This is a genomic window from Pedobacter psychroterrae (genome assembly GCF_004331695.1).
Taxonomy (GTDB): domain Bacteria; phylum Bacteroidota; class Bacteroidia; order Sphingobacteriales; family Sphingobacteriaceae; genus Pedobacter; species Pedobacter psychroterrae.
In genome coordinates this window covers 476928-502347 of the sequence record NZ_SJSL01000001.1, presented here as the reverse complement: position 1 = coordinate 502347, position 25420 = coordinate 476928, and the positions used below count along the sequence as shown (strand labels likewise).

20 protein-coding genes are annotated in these 25420 nt (G+C 42.9%); 12 read left to right on the top strand and 8 right to left on the bottom strand.

The features are described 5' to 3' along the window. Positions 1-22 precede the first annotated feature (22 nt). Genes EZ437_RS02075 through EZ437_RS02065 form a run of 3 tightly spaced genes read left to right on the top strand, consistent with a single transcriptional unit; the run spans position 23 to position 5537 of the window. The gene (locus EZ437_RS02075) at positions 23-3250 is read left to right on the top strand and encodes a S41 family peptidase (protein ID WP_131592764.1); all 3228 of its coding nucleotides are present in this window, start codon (positions 23-25) and stop codon (positions 3248-3250) included. 1 nt (position 3251) lies between these two features. Next, positions 3252-4001 (top strand): class I SAM-dependent methyltransferase, encoded by a 750-nt coding sequence (locus EZ437_RS02070; RefSeq protein WP_131592762.1) that lies wholly within the window; start codon positions 3252-3254, stop codon positions 3999-4001. Positions 4002-4004: 3 nt separating this feature from the next. Then, positions 4005-5537, top strand: a complete 1533-nt coding sequence (locus EZ437_RS02065) for a rhomboid family intramembrane serine protease (RefSeq protein WP_131592760.1) — start codon at positions 4005-4007, stop codon at positions 5535-5537. A 1-nt stretch (position 5538) separates the two neighbouring features. On the opposite strand, the gene EZ437_RS02060 is transcribed toward EZ437_RS02065, so the two are convergent. From EZ437_RS02060 to EZ437_RS02025, 8 genes are all read right to left on the bottom strand, one after another. Then, positions 5539-6444, bottom strand: a complete 906-nt coding sequence (locus EZ437_RS02060) for a glycosyltransferase (RefSeq protein WP_131592758.1) — start codon at positions 6442-6444, stop codon at positions 5539-5541. 3 nt (positions 6445-6447) lie between these two features. After that, positions 6448-7215, bottom strand: a complete 768-nt coding sequence (locus tag EZ437_RS02055) for a class I SAM-dependent methyltransferase (protein ID WP_131592756.1) — start codon at positions 7213-7215, stop codon at positions 6448-6450. Next, on the bottom strand, positions 7215-7838 hold the full coding sequence (locus EZ437_RS02050) for a class I SAM-dependent methyltransferase (protein ID WP_131592754.1): 624 nt from the start codon (positions 7836-7838) through the stop codon (positions 7215-7217). Before EZ437_RS02050 ends, EZ437_RS02055 begins: the two co-directional genes overlap by 1 nt. A 259-nt stretch (positions 7839-8097) precedes the next feature. Beyond that, positions 8098-9432, bottom strand: a complete 1335-nt coding sequence (locus EZ437_RS02045) for a flippase (RefSeq protein WP_131592752.1) — start codon at positions 9430-9432, stop codon at positions 8098-8100. Between the two features lie 41 nt (positions 9433-9473). Next, entirely contained in the window at positions 9474-10166 is a 693-nt protein-coding gene (locus EZ437_RS02040) for a DUF4476 domain-containing protein (protein WP_131592750.1), read from the bottom strand. Positions 10167-10203: 37 nt separating this feature from the next. After that, on the bottom strand, positions 10204-10893 hold the full coding sequence (locus EZ437_RS02035) for a YjjG family noncanonical pyrimidine nucleotidase (RefSeq protein ID WP_131592748.1): 690 nt from the start codon (positions 10891-10893) through the stop codon (positions 10204-10206). 23 nt (positions 10894-10916) lie between these two features. Next, on the bottom strand, positions 10917-11561 hold the full coding sequence (gene upp / locus EZ437_RS02030) for a uracil phosphoribosyltransferase (RefSeq protein ID WP_131595092.1): 645 nt from the start codon (positions 11559-11561) through the stop codon (positions 10917-10919). 222 nt (positions 11562-11783) lie between these two features. Continuing rightward, positions 11784-12656, bottom strand: coding sequence for an AraC family transcriptional regulator (locus EZ437_RS02025; protein WP_131592746.1), 873 nt, complete (start codon positions 12654-12656; stop codon positions 11784-11786). A 113-nt stretch (positions 12657-12769) separates the two neighbouring features. On the opposite strand from EZ437_RS02025, the gene EZ437_RS02020 reads away from it, so the two are divergent. From EZ437_RS02020 to EZ437_RS01980, 9 genes are all read left to right on the top strand, one after another. Continuing rightward, complete coding sequence (locus tag EZ437_RS02020; protein WP_131592744.1) at positions 12770-15790, top strand: PVC-type heme-binding CxxCH protein; 3021 nt, start codon at positions 12770-12772, stop codon at positions 15788-15790. Positions 15791-15812: 22 nt separating this feature from the next. After that, positions 15813-16670 carry a sugar phosphate isomerase/epimerase family protein gene (locus EZ437_RS02015; RefSeq protein ID WP_131592742.1) on the top strand — a complete coding sequence of 286 codons (858 nt, stop codon included), beginning with the start codon at positions 15813-15815 and terminating at the stop codon, positions 16668-16670. A 31-nt stretch (positions 16671-16701) separates the two neighbouring features. Then, the gene (locus EZ437_RS02010; protein WP_131592740.1) at positions 16702-17814 is read left to right on the top strand and encodes a Gfo/Idh/MocA family protein; all 1113 of its coding nucleotides are present in this window, start codon (positions 16702-16704) and stop codon (positions 17812-17814) included. Positions 17815-17862: 48 nt separating this feature from the next. Next, positions 17863-19902: an excinuclease ABC subunit UvrB gene (gene uvrB / locus EZ437_RS02005; protein WP_131592738.1), complete on the top strand. Its 2040-nt coding sequence runs from the start codon at positions 17863-17865 to the stop codon at positions 19900-19902. Continuing rightward, positions 19902-20102 carry a YwbE family protein gene (locus tag EZ437_RS02000; protein WP_131592736.1) on the top strand — a complete coding sequence of 67 codons (201 nt, stop codon included), beginning with the start codon at positions 19902-19904 and terminating at the stop codon, positions 20100-20102. Before uvrB ends, EZ437_RS02000 begins: the two co-directional genes overlap by 1 nt. Before the next feature lie 92 nt (positions 20103-20194). Next, complete coding sequence (locus tag EZ437_RS01995) at positions 20195-20443, top strand: DUF4834 family protein (RefSeq protein ID WP_131592734.1); 249 nt, start codon at positions 20195-20197, stop codon at positions 20441-20443. A gap of 63 nt (positions 20444-20506) precedes the next feature. Continuing rightward, entirely contained in the window at positions 20507-22969 is a 2463-nt protein-coding gene (locus EZ437_RS01990) for a glycosyltransferase family protein (RefSeq protein WP_131592732.1), read from the top strand. Positions 22970-23381: 412 nt separating this feature from the next. Further along, complete coding sequence (locus EZ437_RS01985; protein ID WP_131592730.1) at positions 23382-24368, top strand: glycosyltransferase family protein; 987 nt, start codon at positions 23382-23384, stop codon at positions 24366-24368. Positions 24369-24469: 101 nt separating this feature from the next. Next, the gene (locus EZ437_RS01980) at positions 24470-25378 is read left to right on the top strand and encodes a DUF6427 family protein (RefSeq protein ID WP_225869471.1); all 909 of its coding nucleotides are present in this window, start codon (positions 24470-24472) and stop codon (positions 25376-25378) included. The last annotated feature ends 42 nt before the right edge of the window (positions 25379-25420 follow it).

Sequence of the window (25420 nt, the reverse complement as noted above, 5' to 3'; positions counted from 1 at the left end):
TAACAACTCAAACAATAGAACGATGAATAAAGTGTTTTATGGCCTTGTAATTTGTTTCCTGTTTTCTGCAATGGCCGGCAGGGCGCAAAGTGAGACTTATTTTGCAGCATACCCTTCCTTATCTCCGGATGGAGCTACCGTAGTTTTCAGTTTTGAAGGCGACCTCTGGCGCGTGGCTGCTTCAGGAGGCGATGCCAGCAGGATCACGGCCATGCCGGGCGATGAGATCAATCCGAAGATCTCTCCGGATGGTAAATGGCTGGCTTTTTCGTCCAATCAGTTTGGCAATTATGATGTATACCTGATGCCGCTGGCAGGAGGTACGGTAAAGCAGCTGACTTTTAACGATGCTGCAGATGAAGTGGACAACTGGAGCTGGGATTCCAAAACGATCTATTTTACTTCGGGTAGGTATAACATGTACTCGGCTTATAAGGTAGGTGTCAACGGAGGAACAGCTGTTCGCCTGTTTGATAACTACTTCAATACGATCCACAATGTGGCCGAGTCGCCAAATGGTGAACTCTTCTTTAGCGATACCTGGGAAAGTAAGAACTTTGCCAACCGTAAAAGATATAAGGGTGCTTTTAACCCGGATATACAATCGTACAATCCTAAAACGAAGGCTTACAAACAATATACCGATTATAAAGGGAAGGACTTCTGGACGACTATAGACAGTAAAGGCAATATATATTTCGTGTCAGACGAAGCAAATGAGGAATACAATCTTTACACCTTTGCCGGAGGCAAGAAAACACAGCTTACCAAATTTGACAGGTCCATAAAACGCCCGGCGGTGTCGGCCAGTGGAAACAAGATTGTCTTTGAAAGAGATTATCAGCTTTATCTATATGATGTAGCAGGTAAGAAAACAGCGCAAATAAAGTTTAATATTTCAAGGAATAATGTGCTGGAGAAAGAGCAAGGATTTGATGTAAGTGGAAATATATCGGCTTTTGATGTTTCGCCGGATGGCAAGAAGCTTGCATTTGTGTCCAGAGGGGAGCTTTTTGTGAGTGATTCAGAAGGTAAATTCATCAAACAGATCGAACGAAATGAAGAGACGGGCCCTTCAGCCGAACGGATACTGGAAGTAAAATGGCTGGCCGATAACCGTACCCTGCTTTTCAACCAGACGTATAAAGGATACCAGAATTGGTTTACGATCTCTGCAGATGGAAAAGGTAGTTTAAAACAGCTGACTAAAGACAACCGGAACAACCGCTTGATAGCCCTCAACACTGCTAAAACGCAGGCTGTTTATTTGAGCGGAAGGGATGAGGTAAGGATACTGGATTTGAAGTCGCTGGATAGTAAAACGGTGGTGAAGGATGAGGTCTGGGCATTTCAGAACGCAACACCTTCGTTTTCTCCAAATGGGGAATACCTCTTATTCACTGCTTATCGGAATTTTGAACAGGATGTGTTTGTGCACCATATAAAGGACAACAGAACAATCAACCTGACCAATACTGGAGTAACAGAAACCAACCCAAGCTGGTCGCCTGACGGCAAGTACATTTTCTTTACCAGCATGCGCACCAAACCTTCTTACCCTTTTGGGATGCAAAACGGGCATGTTTACAGGATGGCACTGGATGAATATGACGAGCCATACCGAAGCACTAAATTTGACGAGCTGTTTCCGGATGAGAAAAAAGAAGAAAAGAAAGAAGACAAGCCGGCCGACAAAAAACCTGCTGATAAAAAGAAACCGGTTAAAAAAGGGGACACGACTGCAAAAGCAGGAGCCAAGCCTGAAGCTAAGACTGAAAAGCCAGCGTCGGTCATTACTATCAATACCCAAAACATCATGGACCGCATTGATCAGATCAGTCCGGGCTTTGGTACGCAGTATGGCATGGATGTCTTTGCAAAAGGAGATAAGACCTATGTGTTCTATACATCCGATCATGAAGGTGGCTCTCCATCTATATACCGCACCATCATTGAACCTTTTGAGAACAATAAGACAGAAAAGGTGACAGATGGCTTTGGGGGCCTGATAAAAGTAGATGACAAGTTTTACGCCCTTGCGCGGGGTACCATCAGCAAGTATAACATAGATATGAACCGGATGGAGGCGCTGAACATAGGATATAAGTTTAGCAGGAACCTTAGTCAGGAGTTCAACCAGATGTTTTATGAAACCTGGGCCGGGCTGGAAGAGAACTTCTATGATGAGAACTTTCATGGGGTAGACTGGTTGAAAACCCAGGGACGTTATGCTGCCTATTTACCTTATGTAAACAGCAGAACAGACCTGAGGATTTTACTGAACGATATGCTGGGTGAATTGAACTCTTCCCATATGGGCTTCAATAGCTTCGGTAATGAAGAGCGTAAAATGCTAAACTATGTGACCAATGAAACGGGGATCGTATTTGCTAACGACAATCCCTTTAAAGTAGAGCGGGTGCTGGAAAGAAGCAATGCAAAACATAAAGGGGTGGACATTAAACCGGGTGACATCATTACTGCCATAAACGGCGTTAAGGTTGATGAAAAGACAGACCGCGATTTTTATTTTACCAAGCCTTCACTCGACCCTGAGGTACTGCTGACATTGAAGCGTGATGGAAAAACAGTTACTGCCAAGGTACATCCTCAAAGCAGCGGGGCCACCAGGAATAACCTGTATGACGAATGGATTGCGAAGAACAGGGAGAAGGTAAAACAGCTGGGCAATAACAGGATCGCATACGCATATATGAAAAATATGGGTGGGGGTGAACTGGAGACCTTCCTGCTGGATATGGTAGCACAGGAAAACAATAAAGAAGGGGTAATCCTGGATCTTCGCTACAATACAGGTGGCAATGTGCACGATGAGGTACTGAGGTTCCTGTCGCAACGTCCATACCTGCAATGGAAATACAGAGGTGGTAAACTGGCCCCGCAAAGTAATTTTGCCCCAGCGGCCAAGCCGATCGTGCTGCTGATCAATGAGCAATCACTGAGTGATGCGGAGATGACTGCTGCAGGATTTAAGGAACTAAAATTAGGTAAGATCATTGGAACAGAAACCTATCGTTGGATCATCTTTACATCGGCCAAAGGCCTGGTAGATGGCTCGTCTTACCGCCTGCCGTCATGGGGCTGCTATACACTGGACGGGAAAGACCTGGAGACAGAAGGCGTGTCGCCGGATATTTATGTGAAGAATACATTTGAAGACAGGCTGACAGACAAAGACCCGCAACTGGAGCGCGCTGTGACGGAAATACTAAAAGATTTAAAGAAATAAGATGGAGAACCTGTTGACCGACAGAAAGTTTTGGGTGGATTATTGGGAGAGTAAGACCGGATTGTCGGTAAATATTCCTGCAAATTATTTGTTCCATCAGCAATTGCGTGAGATCATTGAAAAGCAGGGCGTAAAGACAGCGATAGAGCTTGGGGGATTTCCGGGGTATTATGCGGTTTTCTTGAAGAAGTACTTTAAGCTGGATGTAACGCTGCTTGATTATTTTGTACATACGCCTGTTACTAATTCATTATTGGAAGCAAATCAGCTGAAAGAAAGTGATATTCATATTGTGGAGACGGATCTGTTTAATTATGAACCGGAGCGCTTGTACGACCTGGTATTGTCCTGCGGACTGATAGAGCATTTTAATGATACCGCAGACATCATTAACAGGCATGTCAATTTTGTAAAGCCCGGAGGTACCTTGTTCATTACACTGCCCAATTTCAAAGCGCTGAACGGCTGGTTTCAGAAGAATTTTGATAAAGAGAACTACGATAAGCACAACATTGACTGCATGGACCCTGAACTGCTGCAGAAGATCTGTAAAGAAGCGGGACTGGAAGTACTGCAGTCGCGCTATTTCGGACACTTCAGCCTCTGGCTGGAAAATGAAAAGCAGAAGCCGGCATCGCTGAGGTTATTCAAGAAAGCAGTATGGCTGGCAGGGAAATTACTGACTAAGCTGATCCCTTTTAATTCCAGGCAGCTTTCTCCATACATTATTCTTGAAGCAAGGAAAATTTAGTCTATGGGATTGAGATGGGGCTATTCTCCGAAAGTTGAGAAGTATATACCCTTGGCTGATTTTCCGTCAGACAAGTATCTGATCATCGCCCAGCAGGCTATCGAAAACCTGGGCTGGAAATTGAGCCACTTGTCTGAGTCCGGGATCATTGCCTATACAGGACTTTCACTTCAGTCTTATAGTGAAGAGATCTCTATCCGTATCAAGTCAAATTTTGCTGTTTTCAAAAGCGAATGTATTGGGGTGCAGATGTTGTTTACAGACTATGGCAAGAACGAGCAAAACCTGGACAAGTTCTTCCATGAGTTTGAATATGTAGAGTTTCACCTTAAAGATATATGGGAACAAAGGCTGGCTGATTTTCATGCGCACATTGCCCTGCATGACGATAGTTACCTTGACCTTGCGCCACTGAAAGCAAAGGATAAGATCAGGAATGTGTTTTACCTCTTTTATCCTCAAAAGGACTATCTGGTTACCCCAATTCTGGTGAACCTTTGTGTATTGTATTTCCTGGTTACCGGGGCTTCTCTGGTGTTTGCTTTCCAATTGAAACAGGGGATGGTGAATCCGGGAGAACTTATTACCAATGTATACCTCCGGCTGGGAGGCAATTCAAGGGAGCTGGTGCTATCCGGTGAATTCTGGAGGCTGATCAGCTCTCAGTTCCTGCATATTTCTATTTCGCACCTGTTCTTCAATATGTATACGCTGGTGTATATCGGCCTCATGATCGAGAATAAGCTTGGGCCTTTGTCTACTGCAATGGTCTATCTGCTGAGTGGTGTCTGTGGGGCGCTGCTCAGTGTGTATACCCATCACGTAGGGTTTATGATCGGTGCTTCGGGAGCAATCATGGGTATGTTTGGGGCCTTTCTGGCCTTGCTCTCGAGCAAAGCATTTGAGAAAAATGCGAACAAAGCTTTGCTCATCAGCACGGTTATACTGGTTGCCTATATGCTCTTGAGTGGTCTGACGACTAAGGAGGTGGATAATTCCGCTCATTTTGGAGGGATTATCTCCGGCTTTGTGATTGGTAAGGTGCTTTTTACAACTGAACTGTCCGGAAGGGAAATTTCCATCTGGTTGCGCCGTCTTGCAGCTGTTTTTATTGTGCTGATTTTTGGTGCATTGATCTATCTGTTCTCGCCCAACTACAGTGTTAAAGAGTATACCCGGCTCAAATGGGAGTTCAATAAAAATGATGCTGAATATTATCGCCTGTATGAGGTGAGTCCGGTGATGTCAAAAGACCGGCAGCTAAATATGGTAAAGCAGCACGGTATAGTAGTGTCGGAGCGCAATCTGGCCATTACCGGTCAGATGGGTAAACTGATACTGACAGAACGGGATAAAATGGATTATGGCTACCGTAAAATCGTAGCCAGGAAAGAATACCGGGCGGCGATGCTGATGTACAGGGATATCAAAAAGGGCACGATGGAAAACCGTACGGAAATACAGACTTTGGTAGGCGACCTCAACCGGCTTAAGATAGAACTGGCCGGTAAACTGAGTAAAATGAAAAAGAATTAAATCAGCTGGTCCTGATGCGCTGGATGACGTAGCGCTTTAGTCTTTGCCACAGAGAACCTTTTCTATTGGCTAAAAATCCTTTGATGGCGCTATAAGCCTCAGGATTTTCTTTTAATTCTGAAGGAAATTCGGTGATGGCTTTTGGATTGATGATCACGTTATAAATGTCATTGATGCCTGAATGGATACCTGTGCCATCATGACCGATATTGTTGACCAGTGAATGAGAAGGATTGAGCGTCAGTCCGCCTTTCAAGAAGATAGACGCATACCAGCGGATGGCCCAGGAGTTGTTTTTGCCATTTTTATAATCCTGGATCTGCTTCCAGAAGTTCATGGTGTTTTCTATAGAAAAATCGTATTTCTTTTGCAGGCTGAACTGGCTGATCAGGGTATCTACATTGGGTTCGAAGTGCTGCCATGCCCTTTCCCATGTGGCCCATCCCCAGCTGGTTGCCGCGCGATAAAAGAAAGTCTCCGGCAGGTTGTGGTCTTTAAGATTGTACATATAAGCGCCGATGTGCATTACTTTCTCTTCATTGCGGTAGCGTTCAAGCGCCTCATTGAAATAAGTTAAGGTATATGGAGAGGTAATCAGGTCGTCTTCCAGTACGATGACCTGTTTGTAATCGGCTACCAGTCGGCTCACCCCGGCAATGATGGAATTTGCGAGGCCCATGTTCTCTTTTCGTTCAATGATCTCTACAGATCTGAATCCATCTATGTTCTTTAGCAGGCCCCTTACTTCTGTTACAGCCTGTTCATCGGCGGGTGTTTTGGCCCCGTCAGAGAATATGAAAAGCCTGCTGTCGGCAGCAAGTTCATTCTGTTTTAGAAATTTAAGTGTTCGCTCGGTATGCTGCGGTCTGTTATAAACAAATAATGCAATAGGGGCAAAGGTTTGCATGTTTTAAAATATTTGCAGGTTCTGGGCAGATGTTTTGGTAAGTACAGTATATGCATTTCCAAACTGCTCCGTTCTGTTCTTGCCTAAAAGGCGGCCTAGTATTTTCTTTATGTTATATTCCAGTTCGATTTTAAGAACCTTCATAAAAGACTTTTGTTTTTTAAGGACGTTAAATTCACAGAATTTGATGGTTTCCGGTGGCGTTAGGGAAGTTTTGTCTGATACGATTTCCAGACCTTCACTCTGCAGCAGGAACCTGATCAGGGTGGGGGTATACATGTTGATATGTCCGTAGTCCAAAAAGTGCTTCATCCGTTTATCTACCCCAAACCGGTAGTCTAAAGGAACCTCAATAACCAGGTGTTTCGCTACCCTCTTTAGTTCTCTAATCAGTACCCTTTCATGCTCCACATGTTCAAGAACATGGGCCAGAATTACCAGGTCAAAAGCATTATCCGCATAGGGGATGGTGTAGCCGTCGAATGTTTTAATCTCTTTTACGCTGGCCAGCTTTCTTTTTTTGATGAGAGACACTCCGCTTTCTGCAATTTCAAGCGCGTACAATTCTGCTGCAAACTTCCATTCGTCGAGGTAGTGTAAAATACTTCCATCGCCTGCGCCTACTTCAAGAACCTTGTTTGCCTCAATGTTTTTGCAGACCTCTATGATGTTACGGGCTTTGGCTTTAGCTCCGAGCATACGCCATTCTACTTCATTTCCAGTATAGAAGTCATTGTAAGCCTCAATTACATTATTGGTTGCTGCTGCCATTATTTTTTTATACCGTCAATAATCAAAGAAGAATAACCCAGTGGCTCATTGAAGCGTTTGTCGTAGCGCTTAGATCTGAGGATGTGACCATCTTTACTGTCCCATTCATGATAGTGGAACTGTCCGTTTTCATCATAGTATTCCAGGAGGTTTACGCTGTAACCTGCATCCTCAAATACTTTTGATAGTTTTTTGTAGTCATACAACAGTTTATGGTCGTGTGCACCTTCTCCATGTCCGCCCGGCTTAACCATATTGATGTAATCAGGATTGGGATGAAAGCCATCCGGTACCGCTATTCTTACCGTTCCGCCTTTCACCAGATACTGGTTGCAATTTTTTAAGGCAGTGAGTGCATCCTCATAGCTGATGTGTTCAAATACATGTTCCGCCAGAAAGCGGGTAGCTTTTTTATCGCCAAACAGGTTTTCAAAAGAGTTTAGTTCAAGCAAGTTGAGGTTTTCGATATTTGTCGGTAGCCAGTTATTGTAATCCGTATTGTGCGCACCTATAATGATGTTGACCTCACTCATACTGTTCTTTATTTTCGATTTTAGCTGAATAAGGTCCAGTATGTTTTTAGGTTTATATACGATTGATCTGATTAAACTTCTTAAAGACATTTTGCTGTATGATAATTTAACCTCAAAGTTAAAACGTTAAATGAATAAAGCTAATATATTAAAATATTTTGCTTTGTTTGTCTGCTATTGGTGTATGTATTGAAACAAAGATCTATGCGTATTAACAGTATAGCTAATCCAACTATTTATAATAAAAAGTTGGACTAGACTTGGACTCAACTTGGATTCAACTTGGTGTCACTACTTTATCAGCCAGATTGCTTCTCGCACGAAGGTCTAACTATTAATCTTTAGTTAATTAAGTAATGTGATTTCGTTTCAGTTTGCGAAACAAGGTGATCAGAAAAAGGGATTTGAGCATCATGATTCCTTGATCTCTGGTTTTTGGAATAAGAAGGATCCAGAAAGTAGATGTGGCAAATGCAATAAGCGTGGCAAATGCGGCACCCTCAATCCCATATTTCGGAATCCAGAAAATATTGAGAACAACATTGACCACTGCGCCCGCAGCAGTGCGCGTCATGGTGAGTTTGGTATATCCTTCTGCGATTAGAAATTGTCCGCTGGCTGTTCCTAAAAAGGCAAAAATGCTGGCCCAGATGAGAATTGACAGTACATGAGCACCTTCAGCGTATACCGGATCATACAGTTCGAAAATAAATGGCGCTGCAAAAGTAACAAAGATGGCGAGGCTCAAACTGATCCATACCATCAGGTCGTACATATTTTGCATTCTTCTCCTGTACCTTTCCGGATCGTCCCTCCGTGCGTTCATGATGGCCGGGAAAACGGAGGTTACAATGGCTACGGGAATGAAATAGCAGGATTCTGTCCATTGCACAGGATTGGTATACACACCCAGAGGACCTTCACCCAGGTATTGCGTAATCATCAGCTGGTCAATTCTCATGTAAACAGTAACCAGAATTGCCGAGAGGGCGAGCGGCCAGGAATTTGTTAAAAGATATTTTGCCAGCTTGCCGTCAAAAGTCCATTTGAAAATATTGCCGCCATTTTGCTTGTACATGTAAAAATAACCAAAAGCCAACAACGCTGCATCAAACAATAAGGCAAAGATAAACCAGGTCAGGTTTGAATGCAGCAAGATGAGCAGGCCTTTTATTGCTGCAGAAACCAGGTTGGCCACAATTTGCACCCGCATGATGAACTTACCCTGCGTTTTTGACTGAAAGTAACTGTCTATGATGTTAAAGGATTGAAATATCCCTGTTAAACTGACGATCAGGACATAGTAGAAGGGCGCACTGGCCGGACTAAAATGATTCAGGGCGATATAGGTAAGGTAAACAAATGGTAAAATTAGCAAGCCACCAGCGAGTTTAAGCAAAAATGCTGTTCCGAGTAGTTTATGTTCTTTTTCAGGATCTCTCAATAATTCCCTGGTAACAAATCCGTCTAGGCCTAGCGCTGCCATTGCGATAAAAAAGGTAGCTATGGTCATGGGGTAGTTCAGGATACCAAGCTTAACTTTGAGCAGGTAATTGGCCAGGGCAATGTTTAGCAACATTTTGACCGCAAGACTGCCCACCCTCGCTATCATTAGCCAGCCGGTATTCTTTACATACTTTTCAAGTGCATCCTGGTCAAAGCCCGATATCTTAGGTATCCTCATTTATAATATAGATCCTGCAAATATGTGAATTAATTGAGGCTTTATCTTCCCGACTTTAATTTAATGAAATCCAGCAAGTCTTCCTTCTGACTCTTAAATGTGAACACATCTGTTATTTTAAAAAAGTTTTCCTTGTCTGCTATAGACAAATAGGCACTTTTGGCAAGGCTAAGCTTATTGTCTTCAAATGCAAACGTCTTTAATAAGGAGACCAACTGGTTGGTGCTGATCATATTCCTGTTAAGCGCAGCATTGATCACTTTAATTCTGGCATCTTCAAAAGCTTCTTTTTTAGCAATTCTATGCAGTTCATTAAATGAATCCTCATCCATTATCCTGACTACTGCACGCGAAGGCCTGCCGGGTGTATTGCCGATTGTCCCATTCCAGTCGTCCAGGGCATAATTCCCTGCATTAAAGATGGGTAGGGTCTTCACAACTTGTATTCCCGATCTGCGGGAATAAGAGAGTATTGACCTGTAGTCCGGCTTGAGTTGAACCTTCGCTTTTGCAAGCTGTTTATTGTTCAGCATGATGGTAACGGTAGGATTGCTGCTGCTGATGTCGTAGAACCTGAAGAGATTTTTTGAAGAGCCGATCATTTCATCATCGACGTAAACGATGACTTTCCCTTGTTCAGGTACCTCTATGAACAATTCTTTGTTGCCTGTAGTTTGAGAGAAGCTGAGCGATGCTTGCAGCGCTACTGCCATTAATAAGATTAGCGATTTCATGTTTGTTAGCGTTAATTGCGATTAAAAGTTCTTTATATTAAAAATGAAGCAGTAATTCCTCCAGATGTGTGATCTGCCATTTGACATCATCAGGCAGTTCTTTGTTACCGGGATTAAAGAAAATGGCTTCTATACCAAATCCCTGTGCACCGCGAATGTCAGCTTCAATACTGTCGCCGATCATAATGCTCTCCGGTTTCAGTGCTTTCGCTTTGTCGAGTGCGTATTCAAAAATGGCCTTATCCGGCTTGTTGATCCCTACATCTTCAGAAATGATCACATTTTTAAAATAGGGGTTGAGTCCGGACACCTCCATTTTGGTCAGGGTACTTTCTTTAAAGCCGTTTGAGATGATGTGCAGCTGGTATTTTTGCTGTAGGTAGGCAAGTACTTTTTCACTGCCTGGGAATAGGTTTTTCCTGGTCGGGGTGAGGCGGACATAATCATCCTCAAACTGTGTCGGGATCAGCTCAGGATGTACGCCCAGCTGGATAAATGTTTTGCTAAACCGCTCTGCCCGGAGTGTTTCCTTACTGATCTGCCCTATATGATAAGCCATCCAGAGCTGATGGTTATTTTCAGTGTAGGTGGCTATGAACTCTTCGGCAGAGTTAAGTCCGAGCTTATGAAGCTGGTAATGTTCATAAAGCTCATTTAAAGTCTCTTCTGCGTTTTTGTCAAAATCCCAAATCGTATGGTCCAGGTCGAAGAATATGTGTTTAATCATGGTAGCAATTGAGCAGCGCTTTGTTATTGTTTGAGGCCATAGGCGAGATCACCCGCATCACCCAGTCCGGGCACAATATACGCCTTACTTGTCATTTCTTCATCAATTGCACCGATCCATAGTTTGGCTTTTGGCAGGTTTGCCCTTACATGACGTATCCCTTCGGTACTTGCTATGGCAGATACGATATGTAATTCACGGAGTTTGTACTTGCGGATCAGTTCTTTGCAGCACAGGACCATACTAAGTCCGGTGGCCAGCATAGGATCGGCCATGATGACCACCCTATCCGTCAGGTCCGGCGAAGCCACGTATTCCATCCGGATCTCCAGTTTGCCACTTTTATGGTTAGTCCTGTAGGCTGCTATAAAAGCAGATTCGGCCTGGTCAAAGATATTCAGCAATCCCTGGTGTAATGGAAGGCCGGCCCTTAGGATCGTTGCCAACACAGGTTGTTGTTTAAGTTTTACACAAGGGGCTATCCCAAGAGGAGTTTGTGTTTCTGTGGGTTCGTATTCTAGTGTTTTGCTGATTTCGAATGCGAAAAACTCACCCAAACGCTCCAGGTTTCTGCGAAAACGCATGGCATCTTTTTGAATGTGCTCATCCCGAAGTTCAGAGAGGAAGACATTGGCCAGTGAATTTATTTTACTCAGTTCAAATATCATTACTAAACTTAGCAAAAAATGTACGGATAAACAATACCAATATTTTTCTTCCGTGGAGGTATCCGCCACGATTTTCTCATTCTTCGCAATTGTATAGTTATTATTATTTAGGTGAGAAAAATATAAAGACATAGCATTGAATTAAACAAATTATTTAATCAGATGATTAAAATGGTCTCTGTCGGCACCTATGCAAAATAAGATTTACAGTCGCCCTTTTATTTACATGCTTATTTTGAGATATTCATTTCTGTACTGTAAGGGAGTTTTACCTGTCACTTCCTTAAACTGCTTGTTGAAATTGGAAATAGTGGAATAACCTGAATCGTAGCTGACCTGGTTGATGCTGAGTTTGTTTTCATTGATCAGTTTGCGGGCGTAGTCGACCCTCAGCTCTTTTAAAAAGTCAGAAAACGATTTGTTGACCCTGGATTTAAAATAGCGGCTGAAGGAGGTTTCGGTCATGTTGATCAGATCGGCAATTTCATTGAGGCTCACCTTTTGCCTGAAATTTTTCATCAGGTAATGATAGATTTTGTTCATGCGGTCTGTTTCGACTTTATTGTTGACGGGCAGGTAATTGATATGGGTAATGTAAGTGTATTCTGATGATTCTGCCAGCATATTCAGGATCTTTAGCAGCAAGATAATACTGGAAATGCCTTTAACATGTAACAGCTCCTGCATCATTTTGCTGACTAATCGGTTGGTCTTGCCATGTATTTCCAGGCCCCGGGTAGCTTTGTCAAACAGGTGTCTGAGCTTTTCCATCTCATCTTTGACCTGGATGATATCGCCAAGGAAATCTTGGGGAAAATAAATAACGATGCCCATGATCTTTGACTTCTTTGACCCGGAAGCACTGTTGTCATCCCGCCACATATGCGGCATGTTTGGACCTGTAAACACCAAATCGCCGGGTTTGAAAATCGTGATATTGTCTCCAATAAAACGAGTTCCCTGTCCTTTCAATACTAAGAATAGCTGATATTCAGGGTGTAAATGCAGGTTTGGATCGAAATGAAGCTCTTCCAATTGCTTAACAACCAATATCCTGGATGAAGGGATGGCGGATTTTTGGACTATCTGTTTCATATATTCAATATAGATATGGTTGACAAGATACAATCAGAATTTGATATTATGCAGATAGAATAATGATAAAATAAAGAGCTAATTTGTAATTGCCAAAATTATGTATGAACACCATGAAAAAGATTTTCTTTCTTATTGCACTAATTAGTATACTTTTCCAAAACTGCGCCAACAAAAAACAGGTCGCAAATGGAAGTACAGATAAACACTCGCCGCGCAGGGCGGAAGTTTTGTTTTTGGGCAATGCGAGCACGCACCATAATTCCGGGCGCTTTGCTCCGATGCTGATTAGTCCGCTGTTTGAGCTGGGCGTAAATGTAACCTATACTGCTGACAGCAGTGCGCTAAATGCCGCAAACCTGTCCAAATACGACGGGATTATGATCTACGCAAATTATGATACCATAAAGGAGTCTCAGGAAAAAGCACTTAAAGATTTTGTAGAAGGCGGAAAGGCATTGATCCCGATCCACTCTGCATCTTTCTGTTTCCAGAATTCTGACTGGTATATCCAGGCAGTAGGCGGGCAGTTCAGCACCCACAAAACCGGGGTGTTTAGTCCGGTAACGGTAAACACCACTCACCCTGTGATGAAAGGTGTAGGAACTTTTAGCGCATGGGATGAAACCTATGTGCATACTAAATTAAACCCTGATATGACTGTGCTGCAGGAACGCGTGGAAGGAGCTCATCATGAGCCATATACCTGGGTGCGCAAACAAGGTAAGGGCAGGGTGTTTTATACCGCCAGCGGGCATAATGACAGCACCTGGAGAAAACCGGAATTTATTAAAATGATAAGTAACGGAGTTATGTGGGCACTTGGCGACAAGATCCAGGCGCAGATCAATAAATATCAAATTCCGGCAGGTGTATACACTGATGCAAAGATCCCGAATTATGAAAACCGCAACCCTGCTCCGAAATTCCAGCATCCGTTTACCCCGGCACAGTCGCAAAAAAGAATGCAGGTGCCAGCAGATTTTGAGATAGAATTGTTTGCATCTGAACCGGACATCATTAATCCCATCACCATGGCATGGGATGAAAAAGGAAGGCTATGGGTGGTAGAGACGGTAGACTATCCAAATACGATCCGTAATGAAGCCGGAGTGGGAGACGACAGAATTAAAATCTGTGAGGATACAGACGGTGATGGCAAAGCAGATAAGTTTACCATTTTTGCAGATAAACTGAATATTCCAACCAGTATGGTATTTTCAAATGGAGGGGTAATCATTGCCCAGGCTCCTGATTTCTTATTCCTCAAGGATACCAATGGCGATGACAAAGCTGATGTTAGGGAAGTACTGATTACCGGATGGGGCAAGGGTGATACCCACGCCGGACCTTCAAACCTGAAATATGGATTTGACAACAAGATATGGGGTGTGCTCGGCTATTCAGGCTTTGATGGAAAAGTAGACGGAAAGAACTTTAAGTTTTCGCAGGGAATATACAGTTTTAGCCCTGATGGAAAGGCATTTGATTTTAAAGGCAGGACGAGTAACAATACCTGGGGGCTCGGATTTACTGAGGATAACGATGTGTTTATTTCAACAGCAAACAATACACATACAGCTTTCTATTCTATGCATGAAAAGTACATGAAGAAGGGACTGTCTGGATCCAATGTGCAACCTATACAGAAAATAGATGGACATTATAACATGCATGTGGTATTTCCTAACCTAAGGCAGGTAGACGTACATGGTGGTTTTACTGCTGCGGCAGGACATAATTTTTACACAGCGAGAAACTTTCCTAAAGAATACTGGAACAGGATTGCATTTGTAAACGAACCTACCGGACGGGTAATCCACAACGCCGTGCTGGAACAGCAGGGTGCCGGATTTATAGAGAAGGATGGCTGGAATTTGCTTGCAAGTTCAGATGAATGGGTAGGCCCGGTACATGCCGAGGTGGGTCCGGACGGAGCAGTATGGGTAGCAGACTGGTATGATTTCATCATCCAGCATAATCCCACTCCAAGGGGTTTTGAAAATGGAGAAGGTAATGCGTATATCAACCCGATGCGCGACAGAGAGCGCGGAAGGATCTATAGGATTAAATATAAACAAGCCAAACCATATACTCCGCTTAAGTTATCGAAGGACAATGTTGAAGGGTTGGTTTCGGCGTTGGAAAACGATAACTTATTATGGAGGATGCATGCCCAGCGTTTACTGGTAGAGGCAAAGAACCTTTCGGTATTGCCGGCACTTTATAAAATAATCAGCGCAGGCAAAGTGGATGGGATAGGATTAAACGGTCCAGCTATTAATGCGATATGGACGTTGCAGGGACTGGGTGTACTGGATGGTGCTAATGCAGAAGCTTTGGCGGTGGTTAAAGCAGCGCTGGCAAGTCCTGTTGCGGGAGTTAGAAAAGCAGCAATTCAGGCCTTGCCAAAAAATGAAGCAATGATCGGAATCATCCAAAAGGCAGCTTTATTTAAAGATCCTGACCTTCGGGTACGTCTGGCAGCTATATTGGCTGTATCTGATATGCCGGCTTCCGTACATGTAGGCCATCTGCTATACGAAGCCGCCGCTGATGAGCTGAATGTGAAGGATAAATACATCGCGCAGGCACTTTACGGCGCTGCATTACTGCACAATGAAGGGTTTATAGCGATGGCGAAAACTGCTGCTTCACCTTCTGTTTATGTACAGAAGATCTTGAAGGAGATTACTCCGGTTGAGAAACCTAAACAAGCTGTTGCTGCTGCAAATCCTGAAGCGAGCAAAGCAGATGAAGTGATCATTGACATGAAGGTAGTAGAACATCTAATGAAGTTTAACAAGACCAGCTTTACGGTAAAAGCTGGGCAGACTGTAATCCTAAAACTTGAAAATCCTGATTTTATGCAGCACAATCTCGTGATTGCTAAACCTGGAATGCTAAAGAAGGTTGGTGCCGCGGCCGACCAGATGGTACAGGACCCGAATGGGGCTGAAAAGAACTATGTACCGGCGATTCCAGAGGTACTGTTTGCTACCAAATTGCTAAACCCGGAAGAAAAAGTTACCTTGAAGTTTACTGCACCGGCAAAACCGGGTGACTATCCTTATTTGTGTACTTTCCCGGGACACTGGAGTATCATGAATGGGGTGATGAAAGTGATTAAATAATATTACCAAATATAACCAACAGATGAGTTTGAATTTGAAGTTTGGTGTAAGCACATGGTTGTGGGCCTCGCCTTTTAAGACAGATACGATTTCGCTGTTCTCAAAGATCAGCGCGATGGGGTATGATCTGGTAGAGATCCCAGTAGAAGATCCTTCCCTTATCGATGTAAAGACAGTAAAGGCCGCCCTTAGGGAATTCGGACTTAAGGCTGAAATCTGCGGTGCTTTTGGGCCGACCAGAGACCTTACGCACGATGACCCGGCATTTCATAAGACCAGCTTTGACTACATTGAAGCTTCTATGGAGATCGGCTACGAACTTGGCGCTTCGATTTTCGCTGGCCCTATGTATTCTTCAGTAGGCAAGGCGCGGCTGGTATCACCGGAACAAAAGAAGAGAGAGTGGGACCGGGCGGCAACCAACCTGCACAAGGTAGGTGAGATGGCTTCAGAGAGAGGGCTTCAGCTGGGAATTGAACCGCTGAACAGGTTTGAGTCTGACCTGATCAATACCGCAGAAGACGTAGTGGCACTTATTAAAGACATCAACCATCCGGCGGCAAAAATTATGTTGGATGGCTTTCATATGAATATTGAAGAACGCAATATAGAAGAAGCGATTAAGCTTGCAGGAGATAAATTGGTTCACATACAGGTGTCAGAGAACTATCGTGGTACTCCAGGAACCGGACAAGCACGCTGGGATGATTTCAAACGTGGACTGGAAGCTATAAACTATAGCGGTGCAATCTGTATCGAGAGTTTTACCCCTGAAGTAAAAGAGTTGGCAGGCTTGGTATGTATCTGGAAGCCCTTGGCAAGCAGTCAGGATGATTTCGCCAGTGAAGGGCTTCAATTCTTGAAAAATTGGAGCAACTGACCATTTAACATGACCTTTATTTTATAATATTATGAGTGAAAAAAGAATCAATATTGCCATCGTAGGACTGGGTTTCGGGGCAGAATTTATCCCCATTTACCAAAAACATCCAAATGCAAATATGTATGCCATTTGTCAGCGGAACGAAGAAAAGCTGGCGGAGATTGGCGATGCATTCGGAATCGAAAAGCGTTATACTAGCTATGAAGAGCTGTTGAAGGATCCGAACGTAGATGCAGTACACATCAATACACCCATCCAAAGTCATGCTGAGCAGTCAATAGCAGCCTTGCGTGCTGGAAAACATGTGGCTTGTACCGTTCCGATGGCGACCACAGTAGAAGAATGCCGACAGATCGTAGAAGCTGTAAAAGAAACTGGCCTGACTTATATGATGATGGAGACAGTGATTTATAGCCGTGAATTTCTGTTTGTAAAAGAACTTTACGAAAAAGGAGAATTGGGTAAGATCCAGTTTCTTCGTGCTTCACATCAGCAGGAAATGGCCGGCTGGCCCGGATACTGGGAAGGATTACCGCCGATGCACTACGCTACGCATTGCGTAGGGCCTGTGCTGGCTTTGCCTAAGGCGCAAGCGGCATATGTTTCATGTTTCGGTTCAGGAAGAATAGATGAGGACTTGATCCCTAAATACGGCTCTCCGTTTGCCATCGAAACCTGTCACATAAAATATAAGGATTCAGATCTTTCTGCAGAAGTAACCCGCTCGCTGTTCAATACGGCAAGGCAGTACCGCGAGAGCTTTGATGTGTATGGGTCTAAAAAATCATTTGAGTGGACTTTGGTAGAGCATGAGGACAGTGTAATCCATACTGGTGAGTCTCCTGAGAAGGTTAAGATCCCGGATTATGCACATTTGCTGCCTAAAGAGATCCAGCATTTTACTACTGCAGGAGTTTATGATGGAGAGGAGAACCAGCATTTATCCTTTATCCAGGGATCTGGGCATGGCGGGTCGCATCCTCACTTGGTAAATGAGTTTCTGAATGCGCTGGTAGATAACAGGGCGCCGTATCCGGATGCTAAGGAATCTGCTAATATTACTTGTGTAGGTATCCTGGCACACGAATCTGCGATGAAAGGTGGCGAGATCATGCCTTTACCAGATTTCACTTTTAAATGATCATGCACAGAATGACAAGCTGATTCTTTTTTTGTATTTTTGATATCTATGAAATTTCAACTGGTATCAGACTATAAGCCAACAGGTGATCAGCCTAATGCGATAAGGCAGTTGGTGGAGGGAGTTAATAACGAAGAACATTATCAGACGCTTTTGGGTGTTACAGGATCAGGAAAGACATTTACCGTGGCCAATGTAATCGAACAGACCCAAAAGCCTACATTAATATTAAGTCACAATAAAACTTTAGCGGCACAGCTTTACGGGGAGTTCAAACAGTTCTTCCCGCAAAATGCCGTTAATTATTTTGTGTCATACTATGACTACTACCAGCCGGAGGCTTTCATCGCTAGTAGCAATACCTATATAGAGAAAGATTTAAGTATCAATGAAGAGATAGAAAAGCTAAGGTTGAGAACAACCTCGGCACTGATGTCTGGCCGAAGGGATGTAATCGTTGTTTCTTCTATATCCTGTATCTACGGTATGGGTAATCCTGAAGATTTCTCCAGATCCGTGTTCCGCTTTTCTGTGGGTACCAGGATATCCAGGAATTCTTTTTTGCACAGCCTGGTAGAGATTTTATATGCCCGTACAACTAATGATTTCAAACGCGGTACTTTTAGGGTGAAGGGGGATACAGTGGATATTTTTCCAGCTTATCTGGACCTTGCCTATAGGGTCTCTTTTTTTGGGGATGACATAGAGGAGCTGAGTGCCATAGATCCTGTGACGGGTAAAACACTGGAGAAACTGGAAGATATGGCCATCTATCCTGCCAATTTATTTGTGACGCCAAAAGACCGGTTTAATTCGTCTATCTGGGGTATTCAGGAGGAACTGGAGATTCGCAAAAATCAGTTGATAGGAGATATGCATTTGCTGGAAGCCAAGAGATTGGAGGAAAGGGTGAACTTTGATATCGAAATGATGAAGGAACTGGGGTATTGTTCCGGTATTGAGAATTACTCACGTTTTTTTGATGGCCGCTCGCCCGGTATGAGACCCTTTTGTCTGCTTGATTATTTTCCGGATGATTATTTGATGGTGATTGACGAGAGTCATGTTACTGTTCCACAGATCAGGGCAATGTATGGAGGCGACAGATCCAGGAAGTTATCGTTAGTAGAATATGGATTCAGACTGCCATCTGCACTGGATAACAGGCCGCTGAATTTTGAAGAATTTGAGCGATTGGCCCCGCAGACCATTTATGTAAGTGCAACGCCTGCGGACTATGAACTTCAGAAAACAGAAGGACTGTACATTGAGCAGGTGATCCGGCCTACCGGCCTGCTGGACCCCCTGATTGAAATCAGACCGGCTATTAACCAGGTGGATGACTTGCTGGATGAGATTGATAAAACCATTAAGATGGGAGACAGGGTGCTGGTGACCACCCTTACAAAGCGTATGGCCGAGGAACTGACTAAGTACATGGACCGGTTAAATATCAAATGCCGGTATATCCATTCGGAAGTAAAAACACTGGAGCGGGTAGAGATATTGAGGGGACTGCGGCTGGGTGAATTTGATGTTTTGATAGGGATCAATTTATTAAGGGAAGGGCTTGACCTGCCGGAGGTTTCTTTTGTGGCAATTTTAGATGCGGATAAAGAAGGGTTTTTACGTTCAGAGCGCTCATTGATCCAGACGATTGGACGTGCAGCACGCAACGACAGGGGCAGGGTAATTATGTATGCTGATAAAGTAACAGACTCGATGGCAAAAACCATAGAGGAAACCAACAGGCGCAGGGAAAAGCAAGTGGCCTATAATCTGGAGCATGGCATCACTCCTAAAACAGTGGGCAAAACCAGGGAAGCAATACTGGAGCAAACATCTGTGCTGGACTTCTCTTCGGGCGAAACCAGGCGGGCGAAACCTTATATTGAGGTAGATGAACTGAGTATCGCTGCTGATCCGATTGTACAATATATGACTAAACCGGAGATGCAGAAATCAATTGATAAAACGAGGAAGGATATGGCAAAAGCGGCAAAGGACATGGACTTCTTGCTGGCCGCAAGACTGCGCGACGAGATGTTTGCTATGGAAAAGATGTTTCAGGAAAGGTTTGGTAAATAATGGACGGTAAGAACAGAAAAGACATCTATCCGGGACTGGAAGTGGATATTATATTGAAAAAAGACCAGCGGAGCGGTAAGTTTACCAGAGGCGTGGTAGCCAATTTGCTTACGTCTGCCACCTATCATTCAAGAGGAATTAAAGTGAGGCTTGAGGATGGACAGATTGGAAGAGTAGCTCATATACCTGGGGATATTTAACTTAATGGTATTGTAATTGTAGTGCAATAAAGGTGCGGTATTGTAATAATAAGAAATCAATTCCGTCTATATTTGAACATTAAGCGCATAAAATGGGAGTTATAAAATTCATATTAATTACTTTACTTGTATTTTACATCATTCGTGTCATCCTACGTTTAATATTTCCGATGGTACTTAGAAATATGTTTAGCAAGGTACAACAACAGGCAGCAAACCAAAGCCGTCAGCAAGACTCAAGACCAGAGGGAGATATCTCTATCGAATATATGCCGCCCCAGCAAAAGAAGGGCAGTACAGATAAATTGGGCGATTTCGTAGATTACGAAGAGATAAAATAGCTGTATAAAAATAAAACAATTTTATCTAAGTTTGGGGTTAGTTTACATCATAAACAAACCTTAATGAATAATTGGTTAAAAGCAAATGGCATACACCTTGCCATTATTGGATTTTTTATAATCACGTGTTTTGTCTATTTCAGTCCAGTTTTGCAGGGAAAATCTCCCGCCCAAAGTGACGTGATCCAGGCAAAAGCCACAGCTACTGAAATAATGGCCTACAAGGCAAAGGATGGCAAAGCGCCGCTTTGGACCAACCAGATGTTTGGCGGTATGCCCACTTATCAGATCTGGGCACAGCACCCATATAATGGAGCAACTTATATAATTTCCCTTGTAAAGACAATTTTCCCTGATCCGGTAGATGTGGTATTGCTCTATTTGCTAGGAGCTTATTTGCTGTTTTGTGTGTTAAAAATTAACCCATGGCTCGCCGCTGCGGGGGCAATAGCTTTTGCTTTCACTTCATATAATTTTATTATAATAGCTGCCGGACATAGTAACAAGGCGCTTGCAATAGCCTTTTGTGCGCCGATCATAGCCGGACTCATACTGACCCTACGGGGTAAATATTGGATTGGTGCCAGTTTGACTGCTTTATTTCTTGCCCTCGAGATCAGGTCAAACCACATCCAGATGACCTATTACCTGATGATCGCCTTGCTGATATTTATAGGGATTGAAGTTTATCATGCCGTGAAAGAAAAAAAACTTGCTGAATTTGGTAAGGCGATGAGCTTTATTGCTGTTGCAGTTACGTTGGCTTTTATGGTCAATGCAGGTAAATTATGGACTACGTATGAGTATGGTAAGGAATCTAACCGTGGCCCATCTAACCTGACTACAGATGCTGTTGAGGAGAAAAATGGTCTTTCAAAAGAATATGCCTATGGCTGGAGTCAGGGTGTGGGAGAAAGTTTTACTTTCCTGATCCCGAATCTTTATGGAGGAAGTTCCGATACAAGACTTGATGAAAAATCCAATGTCTTTAAGACTGTGCAGGGTTTGGGTGTGGCGCCTGATCAGGCGCTTGGACTGGCTCAGCAGATGCCGGTATACTGGGGTGAGAAAGCCATCACATCCGGGCCGTATTATTTTGGCGCCATCATTTGTTTTCTTTTCATATTTGGGTTGTTCATTGTACGGAGCCGGTTGAAATGGTGGATACTGAGTGTAACTATATTGTTTATGCTGCTGTCATTTGGTAAGCACTTCACCCTGGTATCTGACCTGTTCTTCGAATATTTCCCATTGTATAATAAATTCAGGGCGGTAGAGTCCATTCTTGCCATCGTAGGACTGATGGTGCCGATTCTGGCAATTATTGCAGTAAAGGAAGCGATGAGCGGCAGTCTGGACCAGAAGATGCTGATCAAAAAACTGACCTGGTCTGCAGGAATCACCGGTGGTTTTGCCGTACTGGTAGCTTTAATCCCGACTTCACTCTTCAGTTTTACTAATTCATCCAATCAACAGTTGCTGGATGGACTGACTGAAGTATTTCAGAATAACCGTGGTATAGCGCAGACTGTGATTGATTCACTAATAAAAGACCGTGCCGCCCTTGCCCGTGCAGACGCATTGAGGTCATTGTTGTTTATTGCAATTGGCTATGCATTGATCTGGGCATATCTTGCTAAGAAAATGAACATGCGGTTTGCGGTGATCCTTTTGGGAATGGCGATTATGATAGACATGTGGCAGGTTGACCGCCGTTATTTGAACAATGGCAATTTTGCAACCAAGAGTGATCTAAGTAACTTTCAGACACGTGATGTTGACGCGTTTATCTCTGCTGATAAAGATCCCAATTTTCGTGTGCTTGATCTGAGTGTATCTACGTTCCAGGATGCAAGCAGTTCAAGGCTTTATAAAACTATTGGTGGATACCATGCTGCTAAATTAAAAAGGTACCAGGAGCTGATAGATAAACAGCTCACGCAAAGTATCAACCAGGATGTACTGGATATGCTGAATACCAAATATATTATTAACAGGGACAGGCAAAATGGCACTTATAGGATGACCAGTAATACCACAGCAGCGGGGAACGCATGGATTGTTCCATCCATACAGTTTGTGAAAAATGCAGATGAAGAGATGAAGGCCATCAATAGTTTTGATCCTAAAAAAGAAGCCATTGTAGATGAAATGTATAAAGGTTTAATCGATTCCAAGCGCACCATAGCGGCTGATCCAAATGCATTTATCAAACTGGAAAGTTATCATCCGGACCGGATGGAATATGCTTATAGTGCCCCAACAGATATTATTGCGGTGTTTTCAGAGATCTACTATGATAAGGGCTGGAACATGTATGTGGATGGTGTTAAAAAACCATATTTCCGGGCGGACTATGTATTGCGCGCAGCGCAGCTTGAAGCAGGTAACCATAAAGTAGTGTTTAAATTTGAACCGGTTTCATATTATCTAGGTGAAAAAATCTCTCTTGCAGGGTCGGTTCTGCTACTTGCTGGCCTGGGATTTGCATTTTACAGGGAAAATAGAAAGAAGAAGACTGCTTAAAACATTTATGAAAAAGCATTAAAAAGGGCTGTTTGCAAACTTGCAAACAGCCCTTTTTAATGCTGGTAATTGTATGCTGTGCCTGCCCTTCGCGGATCCCCCGCTCACAGGACTTTTTTTCAGTAATGAACCCTGATTATTATGTTCAACAATTTAATGAATCTTAAGTTTTAATGCTAATATATTTATAAACAATTTAACATTTTAGCTTTTAATAAGGTGAGCGGGATTTTATAACATCAGGTTAATGCCTTAGTAATATTTGATTTGAAGCTTTGTATAATAAATGAATTTTTTATGCCGGAAATATTCCTTGGTATTTGTATACTTGCTTTGGTTATTTTGTTCTTTGGTCCCTATGAACTGACAATGGATGAGGATGATCTATAAAATATTATAGATATTTGAACGGATGAAGATTTTATACGCCATTCAGGGTACTGGTAACGGACATATTAGCCGGGCAAGGGAAATTGTGCCGCTCCTTCAGCAGTATGGAGAGGTCGATTTGCTGATCAGTGGTACTCAAGCCGACGTTAAACTAACCCAGGAAGTTAAATACCAGATGCATGGCTTCAGTTTTATTTTTGGTAAAAAGGGAGGGGTAGATCATTTACAAACCTGGAAAGACATGGATCTGTTCCGGTTTGTGAAGGATATGAGCAGAATCCCCTTAAAAACCTATAATTTAATCCTGAACGATTTTGAGCCGGTAACTGCCTGGGCTTGTAAAAGACAAAGGATAGAAAGTATAGGCCTCAGCCATCAGGCATCCTTTCAGTCTTCAAAGGTACCTAAGCCAAAAAGTATAGACTGGGCACAGTTGGTAATGAAATATTATGCCCCGGCAACCCATTATATAGGCTTTCATTTTGACAGGTATGATGATTTTATCTATACGCCTGTAATACGTGCAGAGATCAGGAACATGATTGTGTCGAATCTGGGGCACTATACGGTTTATCTTCCTGCCATAGATGATCAGTTTCTTGTACCTTTACTGAAACAGATTCCAAACGTTCACTGGGACGTTTTTTCAAAACATACAAGGCTAAGTTATTCGGACGGGAATGTAAATGTGCAACCGGTAAACAATGAACTTTTTAACCGGAGTTTAGCTTCCTGCGAGGGATTATTTACAGGAGGAGGTTTTGAAGGGCCATCAGAAGCACTATATATGGGTAAAAAACTCCTGGTAGCTCCTATGAAGTTTCAGTATGAACAGCAATGTAATGCTTACGCACTTAAACAATTTGGCCTGCCGGTAATTTGGGGCAGCAATAAGAATTGGCTTCCGGTTATAAAAAACTGGGTAGAAAGTAGCCAGGAGCACAGGTTCTTTTTCCCCGATGAGACCGCTGCGGTAATTGATAAAGTTGTCAACAAGTTTGCCAGATAATTTGCTTTACTTTGCCTTTGGAAACAGGCATGATCAATCAATTCAGAAATTTAAATCCAATAAACCTGCTTATTCTGTTCGCGTATACTTTTATAATGCGAATGGCCCTGTTTGCGGATCTCCCGGCGACACTACAATTTGAATTTTTAGAGCCCTACGCTAAGTTTCTGATTCAGATGCCTCTTCAGGATACATTTTCACCAGAAGGGAATGTGTTTATTGCCGGTGTTATTGTCTATATACAGGCCATTTTATTTAACCGGGTCGTTAACAATCATGGCCTACTGAATAAGTCCGGATTTTTGCCGGCATTGCTTTTTATTACCTCGGCGAGTTTGTTTATGCCCTTTATGATATTGAGCCCTACCCTAATTTGCAATTTCCTGCTTATCTGGATAATGGATAAATTCTTGAAAATAGGGAAATCTCAGAATGCCGTTATGGTCATGTTTGATATTGGAATGATCATAGCAATAGGAACGCTCATCTATTTTCCTTTTATCGTGATGTTAACGATGCTTTGGTTTTCACTGTTGCTATACAGATCATTTAACTGGAGAGAATGGATTTCAGGTCTGGTGGGCTTTTTGATTATTTTCTTTTTTGTGGCCGTTTATTATTATTGGAATGATCATCTTTTGGTGTTTTATAAGATCTGGGTGCCACTGGCGAATAAGTTTCCATCAACTTTTAAGATCAATTATAATGATTATCTGGTGTTAATTCCTGTCTTGTTGATAATGGTGCTGGCCGCGCTGCAACTGCGCGAAAACTTTTTCAGAAGTTTTATAAGTACCAGGAAAGCATTTCAAATGCTGTTCATTATGTTTATCATTTGCATTATTGGGTTTTATACCAAGCCTGACTTCAGATTGTATCATTTCCTTTTGTGTGTTCCGCCGGGATCGGTGATGCTCGCCTATTACTTTTCAAATGCTAAAAAGAGATGGTTTTATGAAAGTCTGTTTCTGGCATTCGTTTTTGCCATACAGTACTTTTTGTTTGTTTAACCTTTTTTAACAATTTCACCCCTTGAAACTTGCTAAAGATTA

Coding starts and splice junctions, on each gene's coding strand:
- EZ437_RS02075 (WP_131592764.1), top strand. CDS start 23: ATGAATAAAGTGTTTTATGGCCTTGTAATTTGTTTCCTGTTTTCTGCA.
- EZ437_RS02070 (WP_131592762.1), top strand. CDS start 3,252: ATGGAGAACCTGTTGACCGACAGAAAGTTTTGGGTGGATTATTGGGAG.
- EZ437_RS02065 (WP_131592760.1), top strand. CDS start 4,005: ATGGGATTGAGATGGGGCTATTCTCCGAAAGTTGAGAAGTATATACCC.
- EZ437_RS02060 (WP_131592758.1), bottom strand. CDS start 6,444: ATGCAAACCTTTGCCCCTATTGCATTATTTGTTTATAACAGACCGCAG.
- EZ437_RS02055 (WP_131592756.1), bottom strand. CDS start 7,215: ATGGCAGCAGCAACCAATAATGTAATTGAGGCTTACAATGACTTCTAT.
- EZ437_RS02050 (WP_131592754.1), bottom strand. CDS start 7,838: ATGTCTTTAAGAAGTTTAATCAGATCAATCGTATATAAACCTAAAAAC.
- EZ437_RS02045 (WP_131592752.1), bottom strand. CDS start 9,432: ATGAGGATACCTAAGATATCGGGCTTTGACCAGGATGCACTTGAAAAG.
- EZ437_RS02040 (WP_131592750.1), bottom strand. CDS start 10,166: ATGAAATCGCTAATCTTATTAATGGCAGTAGCGCTGCAAGCATCGCTC.
- EZ437_RS02035 (WP_131592748.1), bottom strand. CDS start 10,893: ATGATTAAACACATATTCTTCGACCTGGACCATACGATTTGGGATTTT.
- upp (WP_131595092.1), bottom strand. CDS start 11,561: ATGATATTTGAACTGAGTAAAATAAATTCACTGGCCAATGTCTTCCTC.
- EZ437_RS02025 (WP_131592746.1), bottom strand. CDS start 12,656: ATGAAACAGATAGTCCAAAAATCCGCCATCCCTTCATCCAGGATATTG.
- EZ437_RS02020 (WP_131592744.1), top strand. CDS start 12,770: ATGAAAAAGATTTTCTTTCTTATTGCACTAATTAGTATACTTTTCCAA.
- EZ437_RS02015 (WP_131592742.1), top strand. CDS start 15,813: ATGAGTTTGAATTTGAAGTTTGGTGTAAGCACATGGTTGTGGGCCTCG.
- EZ437_RS02010 (WP_131592740.1), top strand. CDS start 16,702: ATGAGTGAAAAAAGAATCAATATTGCCATCGTAGGACTGGGTTTCGGG.
- uvrB (WP_131592738.1), top strand. CDS start 17,863: ATGAAATTTCAACTGGTATCAGACTATAAGCCAACAGGTGATCAGCCT.
- EZ437_RS02000 (WP_131592736.1), top strand. CDS start 19,902: ATGGACGGTAAGAACAGAAAAGACATCTATCCGGGACTGGAAGTGGAT.
- EZ437_RS01995 (WP_131592734.1), top strand. CDS start 20,195: ATGGGAGTTATAAAATTCATATTAATTACTTTACTTGTATTTTACATC.
- EZ437_RS01990 (WP_131592732.1), top strand. CDS start 20,507: ATGAATAATTGGTTAAAAGCAAATGGCATACACCTTGCCATTATTGGA.
- EZ437_RS01985 (WP_131592730.1), top strand. CDS start 23,382: ATGAAGATTTTATACGCCATTCAGGGTACTGGTAACGGACATATTAGC.
- EZ437_RS01980 (WP_225869471.1), top strand. CDS start 24,470: ATGGCCCTGTTTGCGGATCTCCCGGCGACACTACAATTTGAATTTTTA.